We start from the raw sequence: 15676 nt of genomic DNA on the forward strand, positions 1-15676 counted from the left end.
GACGCTTCACGCATCTGCATCAACGCCTAAACGGTCTCCAGCCGCGGCGCCGCCACGCCAGGGATGCGCGCCTTGCGTACCGTAAGGGCTACCGATGGCCCCGCTTCCGGCCACCGGGATTCGCACGGACGCATGTTCACTCAGGTTCGACCACCTCTACGGCGGTCATTGATTTGCTGACACTCTGGGTGCCACGATGCATCAACCACAAGGGATACAGGGCCGCCAGAAACAGCAGCAGCAGCATTAGAAAGGCATTCTGGAAACCGGCTACGATGGCCTGTGGGTCCGTATAATCCAGCAGATCCGAACTGGCGCTCAGTTCCAGCATCAACGCCGCCAGATTGACCCCCAGCACGCCGCCGATCTGTCGCGCGCAGTTCACCACGCCAGTCCCCTGCGTGAGTAGCGCAGGCTCCAGCAACCTGAGTGAACCGGCTGTCACCGGCGGCATCATCACGCCCAGGCCAATGCGGCCGATCAACAGCCATAGCATCAGCATGAACATCGGGGTTTCCTGATTCGCACCCAGCATCGGCGCCAAGCCGCAAATCATGAGCAACAGGCCGACAAGTGCAAGTTTCGGAGCAGGAAAGCGGTCGGCCAGTCGTCCGGAAAACGGGAAAACTGCCGCCATCACCAATCCTGCAGGCATTAACAGGGCCCCGGCCGCGCTCGGCGACCGTCCCTGCACGTCCTGCACGAACAACGGCACCAGATAGGTGATTGCGAACAGGCTGGCACCGATTGTCACCGCCACCAGGACACTGCCCGCAAACCCGGCAGAACGAAATACCCGGATGTCGAGCAAGGGCTCACGACAGTACAACTGGCGCAGCACGAAGCCGGTAAGCAGGCCTAGCGATGTCGCCAGCCAGACCAGGGATTGGCCCCAGCCTTCCCATTGGCCGATGGACAACCCCCAGAACAGGGTGGCCAGAGTCGCGGCCAGCAGCACCAGTCCCGGTAGGTCCAGCCGGGGGCGCTTTTCGATCCCGCTCCGGCTGCGCAGAAATGGCCAGGCCATCGCCAATCCGACAAGACCGAAGGGAATGGTGATGAAGAACACCGCGCGCCAGGACAGCAGATCCACCAGCAGGCCACCCAGAGCCGGCCCAAGCGCCGGACCGAGAATGACCCCGAACCCATAGATGCCGATACCTCTTCCCCGTTGCTCCAGCGGAAAGACCTCGGAGATGACCACCAGCGCCAGTGGCTGGATGAAACCGGCCATAAATCCCTGCAGCACCCGTGACAGCACCATCCAGTTGTAGTCGGGGCTGAGCGCACCCTGCAGACTTGCCAGCAAGAAGACACTCATGCAGACGATATAGGTGGCACGGGGACCGAAGGCCTTTACACACCATGCATTGGTCAACATGCCAAGGGTCATCGCCCCCATGAACCCCGTCACCAGCCATTGGGCCTGGACCTGGTTGATATCAAACGCCTGCCGGATGCTCGGGATCGCCACATTGATGATGGTCGACGCCAGGACCATGGACATGGTGCCAATCATAACGGTTGCGGTCGCCAGCCAGCGGTATCGGGCACCGTGGCGCTCGAACAGGCTCTCAGTGGTACGCATCGATCCTCACTCTTTTCGATCGGTATACGCCAGGGAGGCGAACGGCTTTTTGGCCGACGCGAAACCGGCCCGTATGGCAATAACGCCAGGAAAATCGACACCCTGTGATATCGAGGGGCTTGATGTCAGGTTGCATTGAGCTGCGCACCCTGCACAGGTGCGCGCTTTACGGAAACCTTTGGCGGCGTCCGGGTTCGATCGGTTGTCTCGAACATCCTCTGCTCCCAGCTAGCGGGTCGGCTCCCTCGCAGGACCCACAGGGTGATGGAGCATGGATGACCCCTAATCGCCTTGACCTCTCAAATATTTCAAAATCAACTTATCACATTAAAACCATAACAATCAATTTTGAGGAATTTAATTTTACTATGCGAAATTAAGATTAACTGTTCATCCATTTCGAATCAGCAAACTACGGCTTTGAAGGCAGGAAACATCGCGGCATCGAGAGGTAACCGGAACTCAGGCCCGTCATAGCGGATCGACACACGTCAGAAGCCGGATTGCCCAGCAGGGCCCTTTTCGCCGGTTTGCCGGACAGGCAAGCGGGAGGGAGACGGAAGCATGGTGGTGGGCACGTTGATGGGCTATGGACTTGCAACCTCGGGGGACTGGGACAGCAACGCCAGACACCAGAGCGCGAGGGAGCGGATAATTGAAAACCTGTCCCGCACCATCGATATCGGTGAGCATGCCCCGATAGTCGCCAGTGCAGAGGCGCCTGATGCTGTGGTCTGCGATATTGGCGGGGCCGACGTTCTGCAGCAGCGGGCGTTCGCGATCAGACCACCGCTTTCTGCAGGCGGCGCAGCAGCAGCGGAATCAGCAGGCTCATCGCGATCATGCGGAAGATCTGGTGCGATGCGACGAACACCGCATCGACCTGCTGGTTCATGGCAATGGCGATCATCACCTCGATGCCGCCGGGGGCGTAGGCCAGCATCGCCTGGATCCAGGAAACACCGAGGAAATACCACAGCCCCCAGGCGAAGACGCCGCAGATCGAGAGCGTGATCAGCAGCCCTCCCAGCGCCGCCCGCAGCTCCGGCAGCACCTCAGACAGCCTTACCGCATTGAAGCGGGCGCCGATGGCACTGCCCAGCACAACGAGCAGGCCGACCATCAGGCTGTCGGGCAGACCATGCTCCCAGCCCAGTAACTGCTTCACCGCGAGCGCCGCGGCGAAACCGCCGAACAGCATGGCGGCCGGCACCCTTAAACGGGACAGCAAGGTCCCGATCGCAAGGCCCAGCAAGAGTACCAGCAGCAGGCGCTCGGGATGAGTGATCTGAATGGCGGCGATGCCCAGTTGGCGCTCGGCGATGGGAAAGAAAAGCGGCAGCAGGGTCACCAGGAAACAGACCCTGATGCTGTGCACCAGCGCGACCCGGCGCAGGTCGGCCGAGGTGTCTGCCGCGAGGCTGAGCATGATGGCCAGATTGCCGGGCACCGAGCAGAACAGCGCCTCGATGCTCTGCCAGCCCGGCTGGCGGGAATAGTAGCGGAACAGCAGGGTCAGCAGCAGCGCCAGCATCAGGCACAGCAGCAGCACACTGAGCTTCCAGTGTCCGAGCTGCTGCAACAGGCCGGCATCGAGATTGAGGGCAACGGAAATGCCCAGGAAGAGACTGACCGCCGAGGTGGTGGCCTTGGGCATGCCCACCGGCAGCCCGAGGAGGGCCGCCAGGGTCACGCAGATGACGGGCCCCAGCAGCCAGGCGGACGGGACACCCAGCCAGTGCGCGGCGAGTGCCCCGATGATGCCGACAAGCAGCGTGCGTCCCGTCAGCATCATGGTACGTGCTTATTCCTCTTCAACCAGTTTCCGGCCAACGGCGCCATCGGTACCGCGCCCCTTTTTCCACAGGCGCCAGAGACCCGGTGCCAGCAGTGCGACCAGCGTTGCCGCGGCCAGGGTATAGGTCATGGGCCCATTGAGCAGGATCGACCAGTCGCCGCCGCTGATCGACAGCGCCCGACGCAGGTTCTCCTCCAGCACCTCACCCAGCACCAGACCCAGTATGACCGGGGCCAGCGAGAAGTGGAGCTTGCGCAGCAGAAAGCCGAAGATGCCCAGCAGTACCATGAAGTAAAGGTCGAAGCTGTCGCCGTGGATCGAGTAGATTCCGACGAAGGTCAGCATCACGATCACCGGCACCAGATACGCCTGGCGAATCGACAGCAGCCGGACGAAAAGCCCGATCAGCGGCAGGTTCATCACCAGCAGCGCCAGGTTGCCGACGAACATCGAGGCGATAAGGCCCCAGGCGATCTGCGGCTGCTGCTCGAACAGCAGCGGACCCGGCGTGATGTTGAACATCAGCAGCGCCCCCAGCAGGATCGCGGTGGTACCGCTGCCGGGAATGCCCAGCGTCAGCATCGGCACCATGGAGCCGGCAGCCGAGGCATTGTTGGCCGCTTCCGGTGCCGCCAGGCCACGGATATCGCCGTTGCCGAACTGGCTGTCGTCGCCCTCGGCAAACCGCTTTTCGGTGCCATAGGCAACCGCGCTGGCAATCGACGCGCCGGTGCCCGGTAGCACGCCGATCAGGAAGCCAATGACGGTCGAGCGCAGCACGACCCACTTCACCTTCATCAGATCGGCGAAACTGACGAAGCTGCGGCCCACCGGCGTGATCGACAGATCGTTACGGGCCCAGTGTTCCAGCAGCGCCAGCACTTCGCTGATGGCGAACATGCCGATCACCACCACCAGGAAGTCGACGCCGTCGAAGAAGTTGGGAATGCCCATGGTAAAGCGCAGCACCCCGGTGCCGGAATCCACCCCGACGGTGGCCAGCAGCAGCCCGATCAGGACCCCTACCAGGGTTTTTACCGGCCGGCTGCCGACCATGGTCGCCAGGCAGGTGAAGGCAAAGATCATCAGCAGCACGTATTCGGACGGCCCGAACTGGATCGCCAGCTGGCTCAGCAGCGGCGCCGATATCACCATCAGCAGCAGCGCACCGATGCTGCCGGCGAAGGACGAGACCGCCGACAGCGCCAGCGCCCGCCCGCCTTCACCGCGCTTGGACATCGGGTAGCCGTCGAGCGTGGTCATGATGGCACCGGCATCGCCGGGTACATTGAGCAGAATGCTGGAAATGCGGCCGCCGTATTCGGCGCCGTAGTAGACCCCGGCCAGCAGGATCAACGCCGACTCCGGCGGAAAACCCATGGCGTACGCCAGCGGCAGCAGAATCGCCACGCCATTGATCGGGCCGATACCCGGCAGGGATCCGATCAGCGTACCGACGAAACAGCCCACCAGCACCAGCACCAGGTTCATCGGGGCCAGGGCAACCGAGAATCCGGTCGCCAGATGATTGAAAATCTCCATCGCTCAACCTCCCAGTAACGCGCCGGCGGGCACGTTCAGTTGCAGCAGGTCCTTCAGCAGGAAGTACCCGCACAGGCTCAGCGCCAGGGAATAGGCCGCGGCGCGCCAGGGCTTTTCGCCGAACAGCCAGCTGAAAACGGTGCCAACCAGGAAGGTCGCCACGATAAAGCCCGCGGACTCGAACAAAACGGCGTACAACGTCATCGTCGCGAGCCCTGCGAGCAGCTTCATCAGGACCGATCGATCCGGGTGCCAGTCGTTACGGCTGGGTTTGACCAGCAACCAGCCCGCAGTCAGTGCCAGCAGTATCGAAAGAATGACCGGGAAGGCCTTGGGCCCGAGCGGCTCGTATTGAAAGGGTACGTCGAAGCCGACTGCTGTCCAGGCGATCAGCCCGGACAGCAGCAGCAGGGTACCCGCAAAGATGCGGTCATACATGGCGGGGCCTCAGTCGATCAGGCCGGCTTCGCGAGCCAGATTGCGCATGTAGCCAACGCGCTCCTTGACGTACTGGTCGAACTCCTGGCCCTGCATCTTGAACGGCATCAGCCCCTTGTCGGCGACCGTCTGCATGAAGGCCGGGCTCTGGTAGGCCTTGCTGAACTGACCGGACCAGTATGCGTAGGCATCGTCGGACACCTTCGGCCCCAGGTAGTAGCCGCGCAGAATGGTCCACTCGGCGTCGAAGCCCTGCTCCTTGGCCGTCGGAATCCCGGCGAACTCGCCGTCCAGGCGCTCCGGCGACATCACCGCCAGCATTTTCACCTTGCCGGCTTCGAGCTGGCCCTTCATTTCGCCGACATCGCCCGGATACACCTGGATATGACCGCCCATCAGCGCGGCCAGGGCTTCACCGCCCCCTTCGTAGGCGACATAGCGCATCGACTTGGGATCGACCGACGAAGACTTCATCAGAATCGCGGCCTTCATCCAGTCCTGGCTGCCCACGCCGCCGCCGGCACCCAGTACATACTTGGTCGGATCCTTCTGCAGATCGGCCACCAGCTCGCCGAGGGTGCTCCAGGGGGCATCGGCCTTGACGATCACGGCACCGTAGTCGACCCCGGCCGCACCGACCCAGCGGGCATCCGACTCGTCCAGATCCTTGCCGAACTTGCCCTGGGCGATGTTCAGCAGCGATCCGGAGCTGAAGGCGACCAATGCATCGCCGTCGTCCGGACGGCTGGCGTTGATATGGTTGTAGGCCACGGCACCAACGCCGCCCGGCATGAAGGTGACGGCCATCGGCGTCGCGAGCAGGCCGGCATCGGCAAAACCGTTCGATATAACGCGGCAGGTCAGGTCGAAGCCACCACCGGGCTTGGCCGGTGCGATACATTCGGGCTTGGAGGGTTCGAACGCCATGGCATTTGCAGCCAGGGCCAGACCGCCGGTCAGCAACAGGGCACCGAATTTGATAGTCATCTTTTGTCTCCGCTTATACTTTTTCTAATTGGCTGCGTCTTGGCAGCTCTGCAAGACGGACTCTAAGCGTTCAAACTGACACCAGCCTGACAGCGCGCAACAAAAAGAGCGTTGCCGGACGGCAACAACAGGGAGACAATTGCAGCCCTTATGCGCATGCTGCTGATAGAAGACAACCAGGCCCTCGCCGACGCGACCCGCGAGTACTTCCTCAACCTCGGCCACCCGCTGGACTGGGCAGGTTCGGTCGAACACGCCGAGCGCAGTCTCTCGTTCGACGACTTCGACCTGCTCATTCTCGATATCAACCTGCCGGGGCGCAGCGGTTATCAACTGCTGCAAAGCCTGAGAGCGGCCGGCAAACGGATTCCGGTGCTGATACTGACGGCCCGGGCCGAAATCGACGATCGCGTCAGCGCGCTGGACCTGGGCGCCGACGATTACCTGGTCAAGCCGTTCGATTTCCGCGAGCTGGCGGCCCGCTGCCGCGCGCTGATACGGCGCGAGCGCGGCGATGCCAGCAACGAGCTGCAGTTCGGCAACCTGACCTTCAATCTGGCGACCCAGAGTGCCAGCGTCGACGGCCGGCCGATCGAACTGCGGCCGCGGGAGGTGCAGCTGCTGGAGCTGTTCCTGAAGAACCTCGATCGCGTCCTGACCAAGGACGATATCGCCAACCGGCTCTATACCTTCGACGAGGCCTACACGCCCAACGCGATCGAACAGGCGCTGACACGCCTGCGCCGGCAGCTCGCCGACTCGTCGCTGATCATCAAGACCATCCGTGGTCTTGGCTATCTGGCCCATGTCGACGACTAAACGCGGCTACTCGCTGCGGCGACGGCTGCTGTCCCGCACGGCCCTGCTTTTGGTGGCAGTGCTGCTGTTGCTGAGCCTCGGCGCCTGGCGCTATGCCCGCCAGGCAGCGGACTACTCCTACGACCGGCTGCTGAACAGTGCCAGCCTCTCGATCATGGAGGGGCTGCTGGTCCGTAACGGCCGCGTCGATCTCGACCTGCCCTATGCGGCGCTGGAAATGATGCAGCTGGCGCCGGATGACAAGGTGTTTTACCAGGTGCGGAATCCGCAGGGAGAATGGATCACCGGTTACGACGACCTGCCGCAGCCGGAGACATTCGAGCCGTCGGACAAGCCCTTTTTCTACGATGCCCGTTACCGCGGCGAACCCCTGCGCTTCGTCATCCAGAGCAAGCGTCTCACCGAGCCCGCGGTCTCCGGCTGGGTCCAGGTCACCCTCGGGCAGACGCTCAATGCCCGTCGCGAGCTGATGGTCGATATTCTCTACAAGGCACTGCTGGCGCTGCTGGGCCTGATGCTGCTCGCGCTGGCGGCGCTCTGGTTCGGCATCAACCGGGCGCTGGACCCGCTCAGCCTGATATCACGCACCCTGAAGCAGCGCTCGGCCGGCGATACCGAGCCACTGGCACAAACGCCGATCCAGGAAGTGTCGCCCCTGGTGGACGCCATCAACAGCTATCACCGCAGGCTGCTCGACAACCTCGAGGCCATGAAGACGTTCATCGCCGATGCCAGTCACCAGATCCGCACGGCCCAGAGCGCAACCCAGGCGCAGCTGGACATCGCCAGCCAGACCAATGACCCGGCCACCCTGCCCCAGCGTCTGGATACCATCCGCCAGCAACACCTGCAACTGACACGCCTGACCAACCAGCTGCTGGCCCATGCCATGGTCGTCCACCGCAGCGACACCCAAAGCCTGGAACCGATCGATATCGACGCCCTGCTGAAACAGCTGCTGACGGAGTGCGTGCGGGATCACGCCCACCGGGATATCGACTTCGCCTACCACTGCGACCTGCCGCACTGCAGCCTTCCCGCCGACCGCGTGAGTCTGCGCGAAGCCGTGCGCAACCTGCTCGACAATGCCGTGCGCTACGGACCGGACGACAACCAGATCGATCTGCAGCTGGTCGCCGCTGCAAACGGCGGGCTCGATATCATCGTCGACGACCGCGGCACCGGCATTGCGCCCCACCTGCGCCGCCAGGCGCTGCAGCGTTTCTCGCGCCTGGCGACAGAGGCATCGGGCTCGGGCCTGGGACTGTCCATCGTGCAAAGTGTCGCCGAAGCCCACGGCGGTGATCTGTTTCTCGAAAACAGCCCGCTTGGCGGCCTGCGGGCGCGGCTGCATCTGCCGGGAGGCTCAACATGAAAAAGCGCCTGTGCAGCCTGCTGCTCATGCTGATAATCCTGGTGGCTCCGGCACTGGCGGAGACCGACGAGGGGGACCCGGTACTGATTTACAGCGCCACCGATGCCCCGGCGATACAGCCGGTGCTCGAGGCCTTTCGGGCTGCCAATCCCGACCTCGCGGCGGAGTATCGCGAGTTCAACACCATGGAGCTGCATGAGCGGATAAAGTCGCTCGAGGACGAAGGCTATCCCGACCTGGTGATCAGTTCGGCAATGGATCTTCAGGTGCGGCTGGTGAACGACGGCTTCGCCCGCCCCTTCGACGATCCGGTACTCGATGAACTGCCGGCCTGGGCGAACTGGCGCAACGAGGCCTTCGGTTTCAGCTACGAGCCGGTGGTCTTCGTCTACAACAAGGCCGCATTCGCCGGCCGCCCGCTGCCGACCACCCACGAAGACCTGGCCACGGCTCTGCGCAGCGATGGCGCTTTCTTCCAGCACCGGGTCGGCTCCTACGATGTCCGCACATCCGGTGTCGGCTACCTGGTGGCCACCCAGGACGAGGTCACCTCGAGCCTCAGCGGCCGCCTGAAGGAAAGCCTGGGCCGTGCCTTCACCCAGGTTTACTGCTGCACCTCGCAGCTGCTCGACGCCATCGCCGAAGGCGATCTGGTGCTCGGCTACAACCTGCTCGGTTCCTACGCCCTGGCCCGCGCCCAGCGCGACCCGCGCATCGGCGTGATCGTGCCGGAGGACTATGCGCTGGTCGTCAGCCGGGTCGCCTTCATCACGAAAAAAGCCCCGAATCCAGGGGGCGCCGAACGCTTTCTGCGCTTCCTGCTGTCGTTCCAGGGGCAGCAGGTCATCGCCGACAATGGCGAGCTGATCGCCCTGCATCCCCGCGCCACCGGCCCCTTTTCGATCGATGCGTTGACTGGCGAACAGCTGCCCAACTTTCACCCGATCGTCCTGGGCCCGGCCCTGATGGTCTACCTGGACCAGTCGAAGCGACGCCGCTTCATCAGCGAATGGCAGAACGCACTGCTCTATGATCCGGTCGCGCCTTAGGGGCTCTCTCCCGGTCCTCAGTATCAGCGAGTAGTAGGATGGGTGGAGCCGCGCTGGCACCAGGCTTCCAGTTAGCTCCATGGTTGTCGCGGCGCAACCCATCAAGAGAATCAACAGTCGCAGCAAAGAACTGAAGTTTCAGGTTGGTCCCCGCGACGTCGTGGACAAGCCCGCGACTACGCTTCATACGAGGCGTCGTTTAACCCACCCGACTTTGAGCCTGTTTTTAACGCAGTAGTAGGATGGGTGGAGCCGCGTTGGCACCAGGCTTCCGGTTAGCGCCATGTATGTCGCGGCGCAACCCATCAACAGAATTAATAGACGCAGCAAGGAACTGAAGTGACAGGTTTCAACGCGGCTTTCGGCTATGCAGAGAGATTTTCAAAAGCCTACTCACCGTAATTCCCACTCGATGCTCATCGGCGCGCTGCCGCTGTGGCGGACATAGCGGACCGGTCCGTAATAACGGAACGGCGCCGCCTTACCATTGAGCAGTTTGTGATCGCGCACGAACAGATGCACCTGAAGGCCGAGTTGCTCATGATGGATCAGCTCCCGTCCCCGCTTGCTTTCCGGCGTGGTCGAGTTCTGCGACTGCCAGTGGAAATGGTGTGGATCGATGAAGTAGTCGTGGTAACGGTGATCCTGGCTCTTGCCCTGCTTGTTCAGCGTTACCAGCAATACATGCACGCCCTGCTCCGCCAGCACCACGTGGCCGGACTGCCAGTTTCCCGGATTGAACTCGACGCCGAACAGCGGAGGTATCTCTTCGCGCATGAACGACCGGCCAACGAACAGCTCCCGCGGATCCACAATTCCCTTGAAGCGCGCGAAGGTGGCCATCTCCTCGGACGCCTGCAGGTCGGCATACTCGGGGTTGTTGGCGCGCAGGATGTATTGGCCGCGGTCGTCCTTGAGCACCTTGCGCAGCAGATACTGATTGTCGCCGCCGGCATCCTGACGCTCGATCGCCACGATATCGCCGGTGATGCTGCCAGCACTCGACGAGGTAATCTGCTCCAACAGCAGATAGTCACCGTCCTGGATGGGATTTCGGCCGCCATTCATGGAGTTGCCGGACGCCCGGGCGATAAAGTGACGGTCCTGACTGAGCGCACCGAAGCCCGTAGGCATGCTTACCAGCTCTTCGGCATCTGCGCTGCCGGTTTTGAAATGCCCGCAGGCGATGCGAATATTGGGAAAGAATGGCAGCTGGGCTTCCTCGGCGGACGCCTCATGGTTGTCCGCTATAGCCGTAACGTCGACGAGGGACAATTGCGGCAGTCGGTCAGCCGCGTACTGCGCGAAGCGCCAGTCCAGAATTTCCTGCGTCATCCGAGTGAACGTCTCCGCGATGTCAACCGCAATGCTCTGCTGGAACGAGAAGTTCATGCCATCGAGCCCGAACCAGCTAATCCCGGACGCCTCCGGCGTGCACCAATATTTGATCGGCATATCTCGCCACTGTGAACGCCACTTAGCCTCTGTGACATTCGCAAGCGGCCGCATGCTGTCTGGCAGGTCGGCTTGCCAGTCCTCTTTTTCGGAAAACCAGTCATACGACCATTCGCCAAGTTGCTGGACCGCTACCTGACTCTGTATCGCGTTCCGTTCGAGCAGGGTCTTCAACAACACCAATTTGTAGCTTTTATTGACCTTCGTGGTCGTCAGGTCCCGAAACCACTGGCCGTAGAGTTCGATCGCACCCGCCTCGTCCGGCGTCGTTTCGCCAAGCTCGTCGAGGAATTCCCACCAACTGCCGTACTGCTGGCGCAGCTTGAGCAAGCTGCTGCCGCTGCGCCACATTTCGGTCAGCGTTGGCCTGCGCTGCAAGTTGTCCCGCAGCTTGAAGTAATCCTCGGTCAGGTTGTTGGCTGCCATCGACTTGAGGAAATCGACGAACTGCAGGTCGTAATTGACGAAACAGCCATCGGGCAGCAACGATGCGCTCTCCTCCACCGCTTTGATCAACTCACGACGATTCGGCGTATGGCCCAACAACGGACCCAGCAGCAACTCCGGTCGGTTAAGGAAACTGTGGTGGTTTCCGACGAAATCCAGCACCACCAGGTGCGACTTGCCGGCATCGGTGCGAAGCCCGCGACCCAACTGCTGCAGGAACAGAATCTTGGACTCGGTCGGGCGCAGCATCATCACCGTATCGATGCTGGGAACGTCCACGCCTTCGTTGAACAGATCGACCGAGAACAGCACCTCGATGGCACCACTCGCCAGTTTCTCGAGTGCCTCACTGCGAGTCGCCTCCGATTCGGCATGCACACTCAGCGCGGCGATCCCCGCCTTGCGGAACTGCTCCGCCATAAAATCAGCGTGGTTACGGGAGGCGCAAAACGCCAGCGTTCGGGAGCCGGCACGCTTGCGCCACTCCTGCTGCGCATGCCTGGCGCGACCGAGCGTCGCCAGCTTGTTAGACAGTTTCTCAGGGTCGAAGCGGCCATTGCGCCAGGGAATGTGCTCGTAGTCCACTTCGGCATCGTAGATGCCGAAATAATGGAACGGACACAAATGCCCTGACGAAATACCGTCGAACAGATCGAGCCGGAACACCAGGTTGTGATCGCATAGCTGGACGATCTCGGAGCGGTCGCTGCGCTCGGGCGTCGCCGTCAGCCCCAGCAGGAAACGCGGTCGAAAATACTCCAGCAAGCGCTGGTAACCAGCCGCCGCAGCGTGGTGAAACTCGTCGACGACGGTGTAATCGAAGTAGTCCGGTTGGAAACGATTCAAGTGCCGATCGCGACCTAGTGTCTGCACCGACGCGAACAGCACGTCAAACTCGGTGTCCTTCTGCTTGCCGGTGTAGCGACCGATCCGAAGCTTTGGCAGCACCGCTAGAAAACTTTGCTCAGCCTGCAGCAGAATCTCTTCGCGGTGCGCGACAAAGAGACCACGGCGAGCGCCGAACGCCTTGAAATCGAACGCGGCCAGGTAGGTTTTGCCCATACCGGTCGCCAGCACCACCAGGCCTCGACGAGCGTCCCGTTGCCGCAGTTGCTCCAATGCCTCGAGCGCACTCTGCTGGTGCTCGCGCGGTGCTGGGATCGGCGGCTCGGGCTCATCCGAACCCGGCGCAACCCTCGGGAAAGGTGTTACCTTGCGGGTCGCCCGGTAACGGACTTCGTACTTTTCGATCCAGTCGTAACTAAGCGAACTCACCTGCGGCAACTGCAACAACTGGCGAAACCGATCCCGGATCTCATCGATGCGCATGGCGGCATGCCGATCCGCATCGTTGGGAAAATCGATATGGTAATTCCACTCGAGGCCGTCGGTCAGGGCAATGCGGCTGATATTGCTCGAACCGATAAAGGCATCGGCGCTGACCAAATCCCCCTCTTGCGAACGCACGAATATGTAGGCCTTGAGGTGGAAGCTATCGCCCTTGCCCGCTTCGAAGACCCGGATATCCGCGCCGCGCTCCGCCAGCAGCATCAACTGACGCAGTGCACGGGGGTCCGTCACGTCCAGGTAATCACTGGTGAGGATGGTCAGACGAATATCGCGGTCGGATAGTAACGCGACCTCGAGGTCATCGAAGATCAGGTCCAGTCCGCTGACCTTGATAAAGGAAACCGCGATCTCGATCTCAGTCGCATGAGCGATGGCATGACGCAACGCCGCCAGCAGGGGGCGGTCAGTACCGCCGGTAAGAAGCCGGGCGTTGCTCATGCTTACGTCTCCCCACCGCGATGCCGAATCAGCACCGTCTGCCAGCGGACCTCTCGGCGCCCCAGAAAATCCTCCGAGCCGGACTCCTCCGTCGTAAGGCTCAGGCCCAATGGCGCAGCCAGCGTTTTTAGCTCACTGACACTGACCTCGTACATCGGGCGCGCCGGATCGGAAGGCCCGAAGCGCAGCGTTATCACCATCAGGCCACCGGGAGCAAGTAGGCCAGCCAGCACCTCGAGCGCACGTCGACGCTGTTCCGGAAGCAGGTGCATCCAGACGGCCGACAGCAAAATCAGCTCGAAGGTCTGCTCCGCTGCCGTAACCCGCCCAAGCTCAGGCAATCTATCCTCGACCCACTCGACGGAAGCCGGCGTACTCCTCTGCGCAGTCGTACGCAGCGCTTGTGCAGGCTCGACCGCCGTAACCTTCCACCCCATCGCATCGAGCCAGCGCGCATCCCGGCCGCTGCCAGCCCCCACGTCCAACGCGCGACCAGCCGGCATACTCTGAAGCACAGTTAGCCACTCACCATGAACCTGCTCGGCCGGCACAGAGTCGTACTGATCCGCAAATCCCTGTGCCTGTCGGTGGTAGGTATCGATCGTTTTATTGGTCAACCCGGACTCCTTTCCTGCAGTGACATTGCGCGACTTTTAGCGTGAAGAAGAACTAATAATAAGAAGCCGATAAGCTGAATACCATACAGGAATGACGGCGACACGACCCGAGTTCAGGATCGCTATGGATCCTGGTTAAGAATCTCAATGTAGTCGCTATAGGCGTAGATCCGGTTACGCTTTTGTCCTGTCATTTCACGAACCATCCCCAACGCTTCCAGTCTCTCCAGGACTCTGGCGATGGTGGCCGGCGTCAACTGAGTGCTCTGCACCAGCCTAGCGATACTGGCGATCGGGTGCTCGAAAAATGCATCCAGGATCAAACCCGCGGAGCCCGACATCCTGCCGAGCCCTTGTATTGTCATCTTATGCGCGGCACGCAGCTGGTTTAGCTTTTGCGCTGTGCTCACGGCCTGCGCTGCGGTCGCCGAAACGGCATCGACAAAAAACAGTAGCCAGTTTTCCCAGTCTCCGGATGTTCGCACTTGCTGCAAGCGATCGTAATAGGTTTGCCGGTACTTCTTGAAGAACAGCGACAGATAGAGAAGCGGTTGATGCAGTACACCTGCTTCAACCAGTATCAGAGGAATCAGCAGGCGGCCGAGACGACCATTGCCGTCCATGAATGGATGGATGGTTTCGAATTGAACGTGCACCAGAGCCGCCTTGATCAACGGATCAGTGGCTTCAGGTACATCGTTAATGAATTTTTCGAGCTCTCCCCAACAATCCGCAAGCTGATCCGCCGTTGGAGGCACAAAGGTTGCCTCGTCTGGGCGGTGCCCGCCAATCCACACCTGATTTTTACGAAATTCACCGGGCCCTCGACTGATACCACGACCCGAGGTCATCAGGGCCTGATGAAGCTCGGTTAACAGGCGATACGTTATCGGATGCCCTTCGCCGATACGCTGTAATCCCAATGACAAGGCGCCAACATAGCAGGACACTTCCTGAACGTCATCGAGCGGCACCCCAGGCTGCCCTTCCATTTCGTACAGCATCAGATCACTGAGCGACGACTGGGTACCTTCGATCTGCGAGGACATCACCGCTTCCTTGCGAACATAGCTGTACAGGAAGAGGTGAGCATCGGGGAGCAGTGTACTGATGGCATCCAGGCGACCAAGCGCCAGCATAGCTTCGTTGATACGACGCTGCAGCTTGGAATCGATCTGCAGCGGCGGATCCGGCGGCAAGGGGTTCGGTATGAAGGCCTGACATTCCACACCGCCCGCGATACTGCTGACAAACCGCCCTGATACGCCTCTCTCCACAGAACCCTCGCTAAAGTTAAAATAAACCAAACCGTTATTTTACTTTAGACATTAATTTAAAATAACGGGGAATGCTATTTTAAGCTACTGCTGAAATTCTGCTTATGGTCGGCCGGCCAGAACAGGTGATGGGTTACGCGACGCCCGAAAATCCAGTCGCGCTGATACCGAAACGCAGTTGCGTCGCTAACCCATCCTACGGATGCGCCGGATTCGCGGAATAACGAAAGGACAAGTCTCGAACAAATGACTAACTGCAAGCGTGCATCGATGCCAAGTCGGCATTAGTTTTACAGGAGATTGCAGAAGAAACGGATGACCGACGGAATACGACTCTTGGAGTGGATACTACGAATCGTTTAATTAATGGTCGGGACGGCAGGATTTGAACCTGCGACCCCTTGCACCCCATGCTAGTTTTTTAGCATCTCACACTGTCATTTACGTCTCTCATGCGCTCACCACAAACCACATAACCAACTGTTTTAAATGTACT

11 protein-coding genes are annotated in these 15676 nt (G+C 60.9%); 3 read left to right on the top strand and 8 right to left on the bottom strand.

Translation table 11 applies throughout. The features are described from left to right. Nucleotides 1-136: 136 nt before the first annotated feature. From IEX85_RS11020 to IEX85_RS11040, 5 genes are all read right to left on the bottom strand, one after another. Nucleotides 137-1588: a DHA2 family efflux MFS transporter permease subunit gene (locus tag IEX85_RS11020; RefSeq protein ID WP_188860648.1), complete on the bottom strand. Its 1452-nt coding sequence runs from the start codon at nucleotides 1586-1588 to the stop codon at nucleotides 137-139. A gap of 781 nt (nucleotides 1589-2369) precedes the next feature. Next, complete coding sequence (locus tag IEX85_RS11025; protein WP_188860649.1) at nucleotides 2370-3383, bottom strand: AbrB family transcriptional regulator; 1014 nt, start codon at nucleotides 3381-3383, stop codon at nucleotides 2370-2372. A gap of 9 nt (nucleotides 3384-3392) precedes the next feature. Then, on the bottom strand, nucleotides 3393-4928 hold the full coding sequence (locus tag IEX85_RS11030) for a tripartite tricarboxylate transporter permease (protein WP_188860650.1): 1536 nt from the start codon (nucleotides 4926-4928) through the stop codon (nucleotides 3393-3395). 3 nt (nucleotides 4929-4931) lie between these two features. Further along, nucleotides 4932-5366 (bottom strand): tripartite tricarboxylate transporter TctB family protein, encoded by a 435-nt coding sequence (locus tag IEX85_RS11035; RefSeq protein WP_188860651.1) that lies wholly within the window; start codon nucleotides 5364-5366, stop codon nucleotides 4932-4934. Nucleotides 5367-5375: 9 nt separating this feature from the next. Then, a complete protein-coding gene (locus IEX85_RS11040) occupies nucleotides 5376-6353 on the bottom strand; it encodes a Bug family tripartite tricarboxylate transporter substrate binding protein (protein WP_188860652.1) in 978 nt (325 codons plus the stop codon). A 156-nt stretch (nucleotides 6354-6509) separates the two neighbouring features. Between IEX85_RS11040 and IEX85_RS11045 the strand changes: the two genes are divergently transcribed. Genes IEX85_RS11045 through IEX85_RS11055 form a run of 3 tightly spaced genes read left to right on the top strand, consistent with a single transcriptional unit; the run spans nucleotide 6510 to nucleotide 9596 of the window. Beyond that, a complete protein-coding gene (locus IEX85_RS11045; protein ID WP_229721885.1) occupies nucleotides 6510-7172 on the top strand; it encodes a response regulator transcription factor in 663 nt (220 codons plus the stop codon). Beyond that, entirely contained in the window at nucleotides 7159-8547 is a 1389-nt protein-coding gene (locus IEX85_RS11050; protein ID WP_188860654.1) for a sensor histidine kinase, read from the top strand. The genes IEX85_RS11045 and IEX85_RS11050 overlap by 14 nt, the downstream gene beginning before the upstream one ends. After that, entirely contained in the window at nucleotides 8544-9596 is a 1053-nt protein-coding gene (locus IEX85_RS11055; RefSeq protein ID WP_188860655.1) for an ABC transporter substrate-binding protein, read from the top strand. Before IEX85_RS11050 ends, IEX85_RS11055 begins: the two co-directional genes overlap by 4 nt. Nucleotides 9597-9989: 393 nt before the next feature. Here IEX85_RS11055 and IEX85_RS11060 read toward each other — a convergent pair whose 3' ends face one another. The 3 genes from IEX85_RS11060 to IEX85_RS11070 form a co-directional block, all read right to left on the bottom strand. Further along, entirely contained in the window at nucleotides 9990-13286 is a 3297-nt protein-coding gene (locus tag IEX85_RS11060) for a DUF3427 domain-containing protein (RefSeq protein WP_188860656.1), read from the bottom strand. Between the two features lie 2 nt (nucleotides 13287-13288). Continuing rightward, nucleotides 13289-13903 (bottom strand): class I SAM-dependent methyltransferase, encoded by a 615-nt coding sequence (locus tag IEX85_RS11065; RefSeq protein ID WP_188860657.1) that lies wholly within the window; start codon nucleotides 13901-13903, stop codon nucleotides 13289-13291. Between the two features lie 122 nt (nucleotides 13904-14025). Further along, a complete protein-coding gene (locus IEX85_RS11070; RefSeq protein ID WP_188860658.1) occupies nucleotides 14026-15180 on the bottom strand; it encodes a Fic family protein in 1155 nt (384 codons plus the stop codon). Nucleotides 15181-15676: the final 496 nt, after the last annotated feature.

The sequence above is a fragment of the Marinobacterium nitratireducens genome (genome assembly GCF_014645375.1).
Classification (GTDB): domain Bacteria; phylum Pseudomonadota; class Gammaproteobacteria; order Pseudomonadales; family Balneatricaceae; genus Marinobacterium_A; species Marinobacterium_A nitratireducens.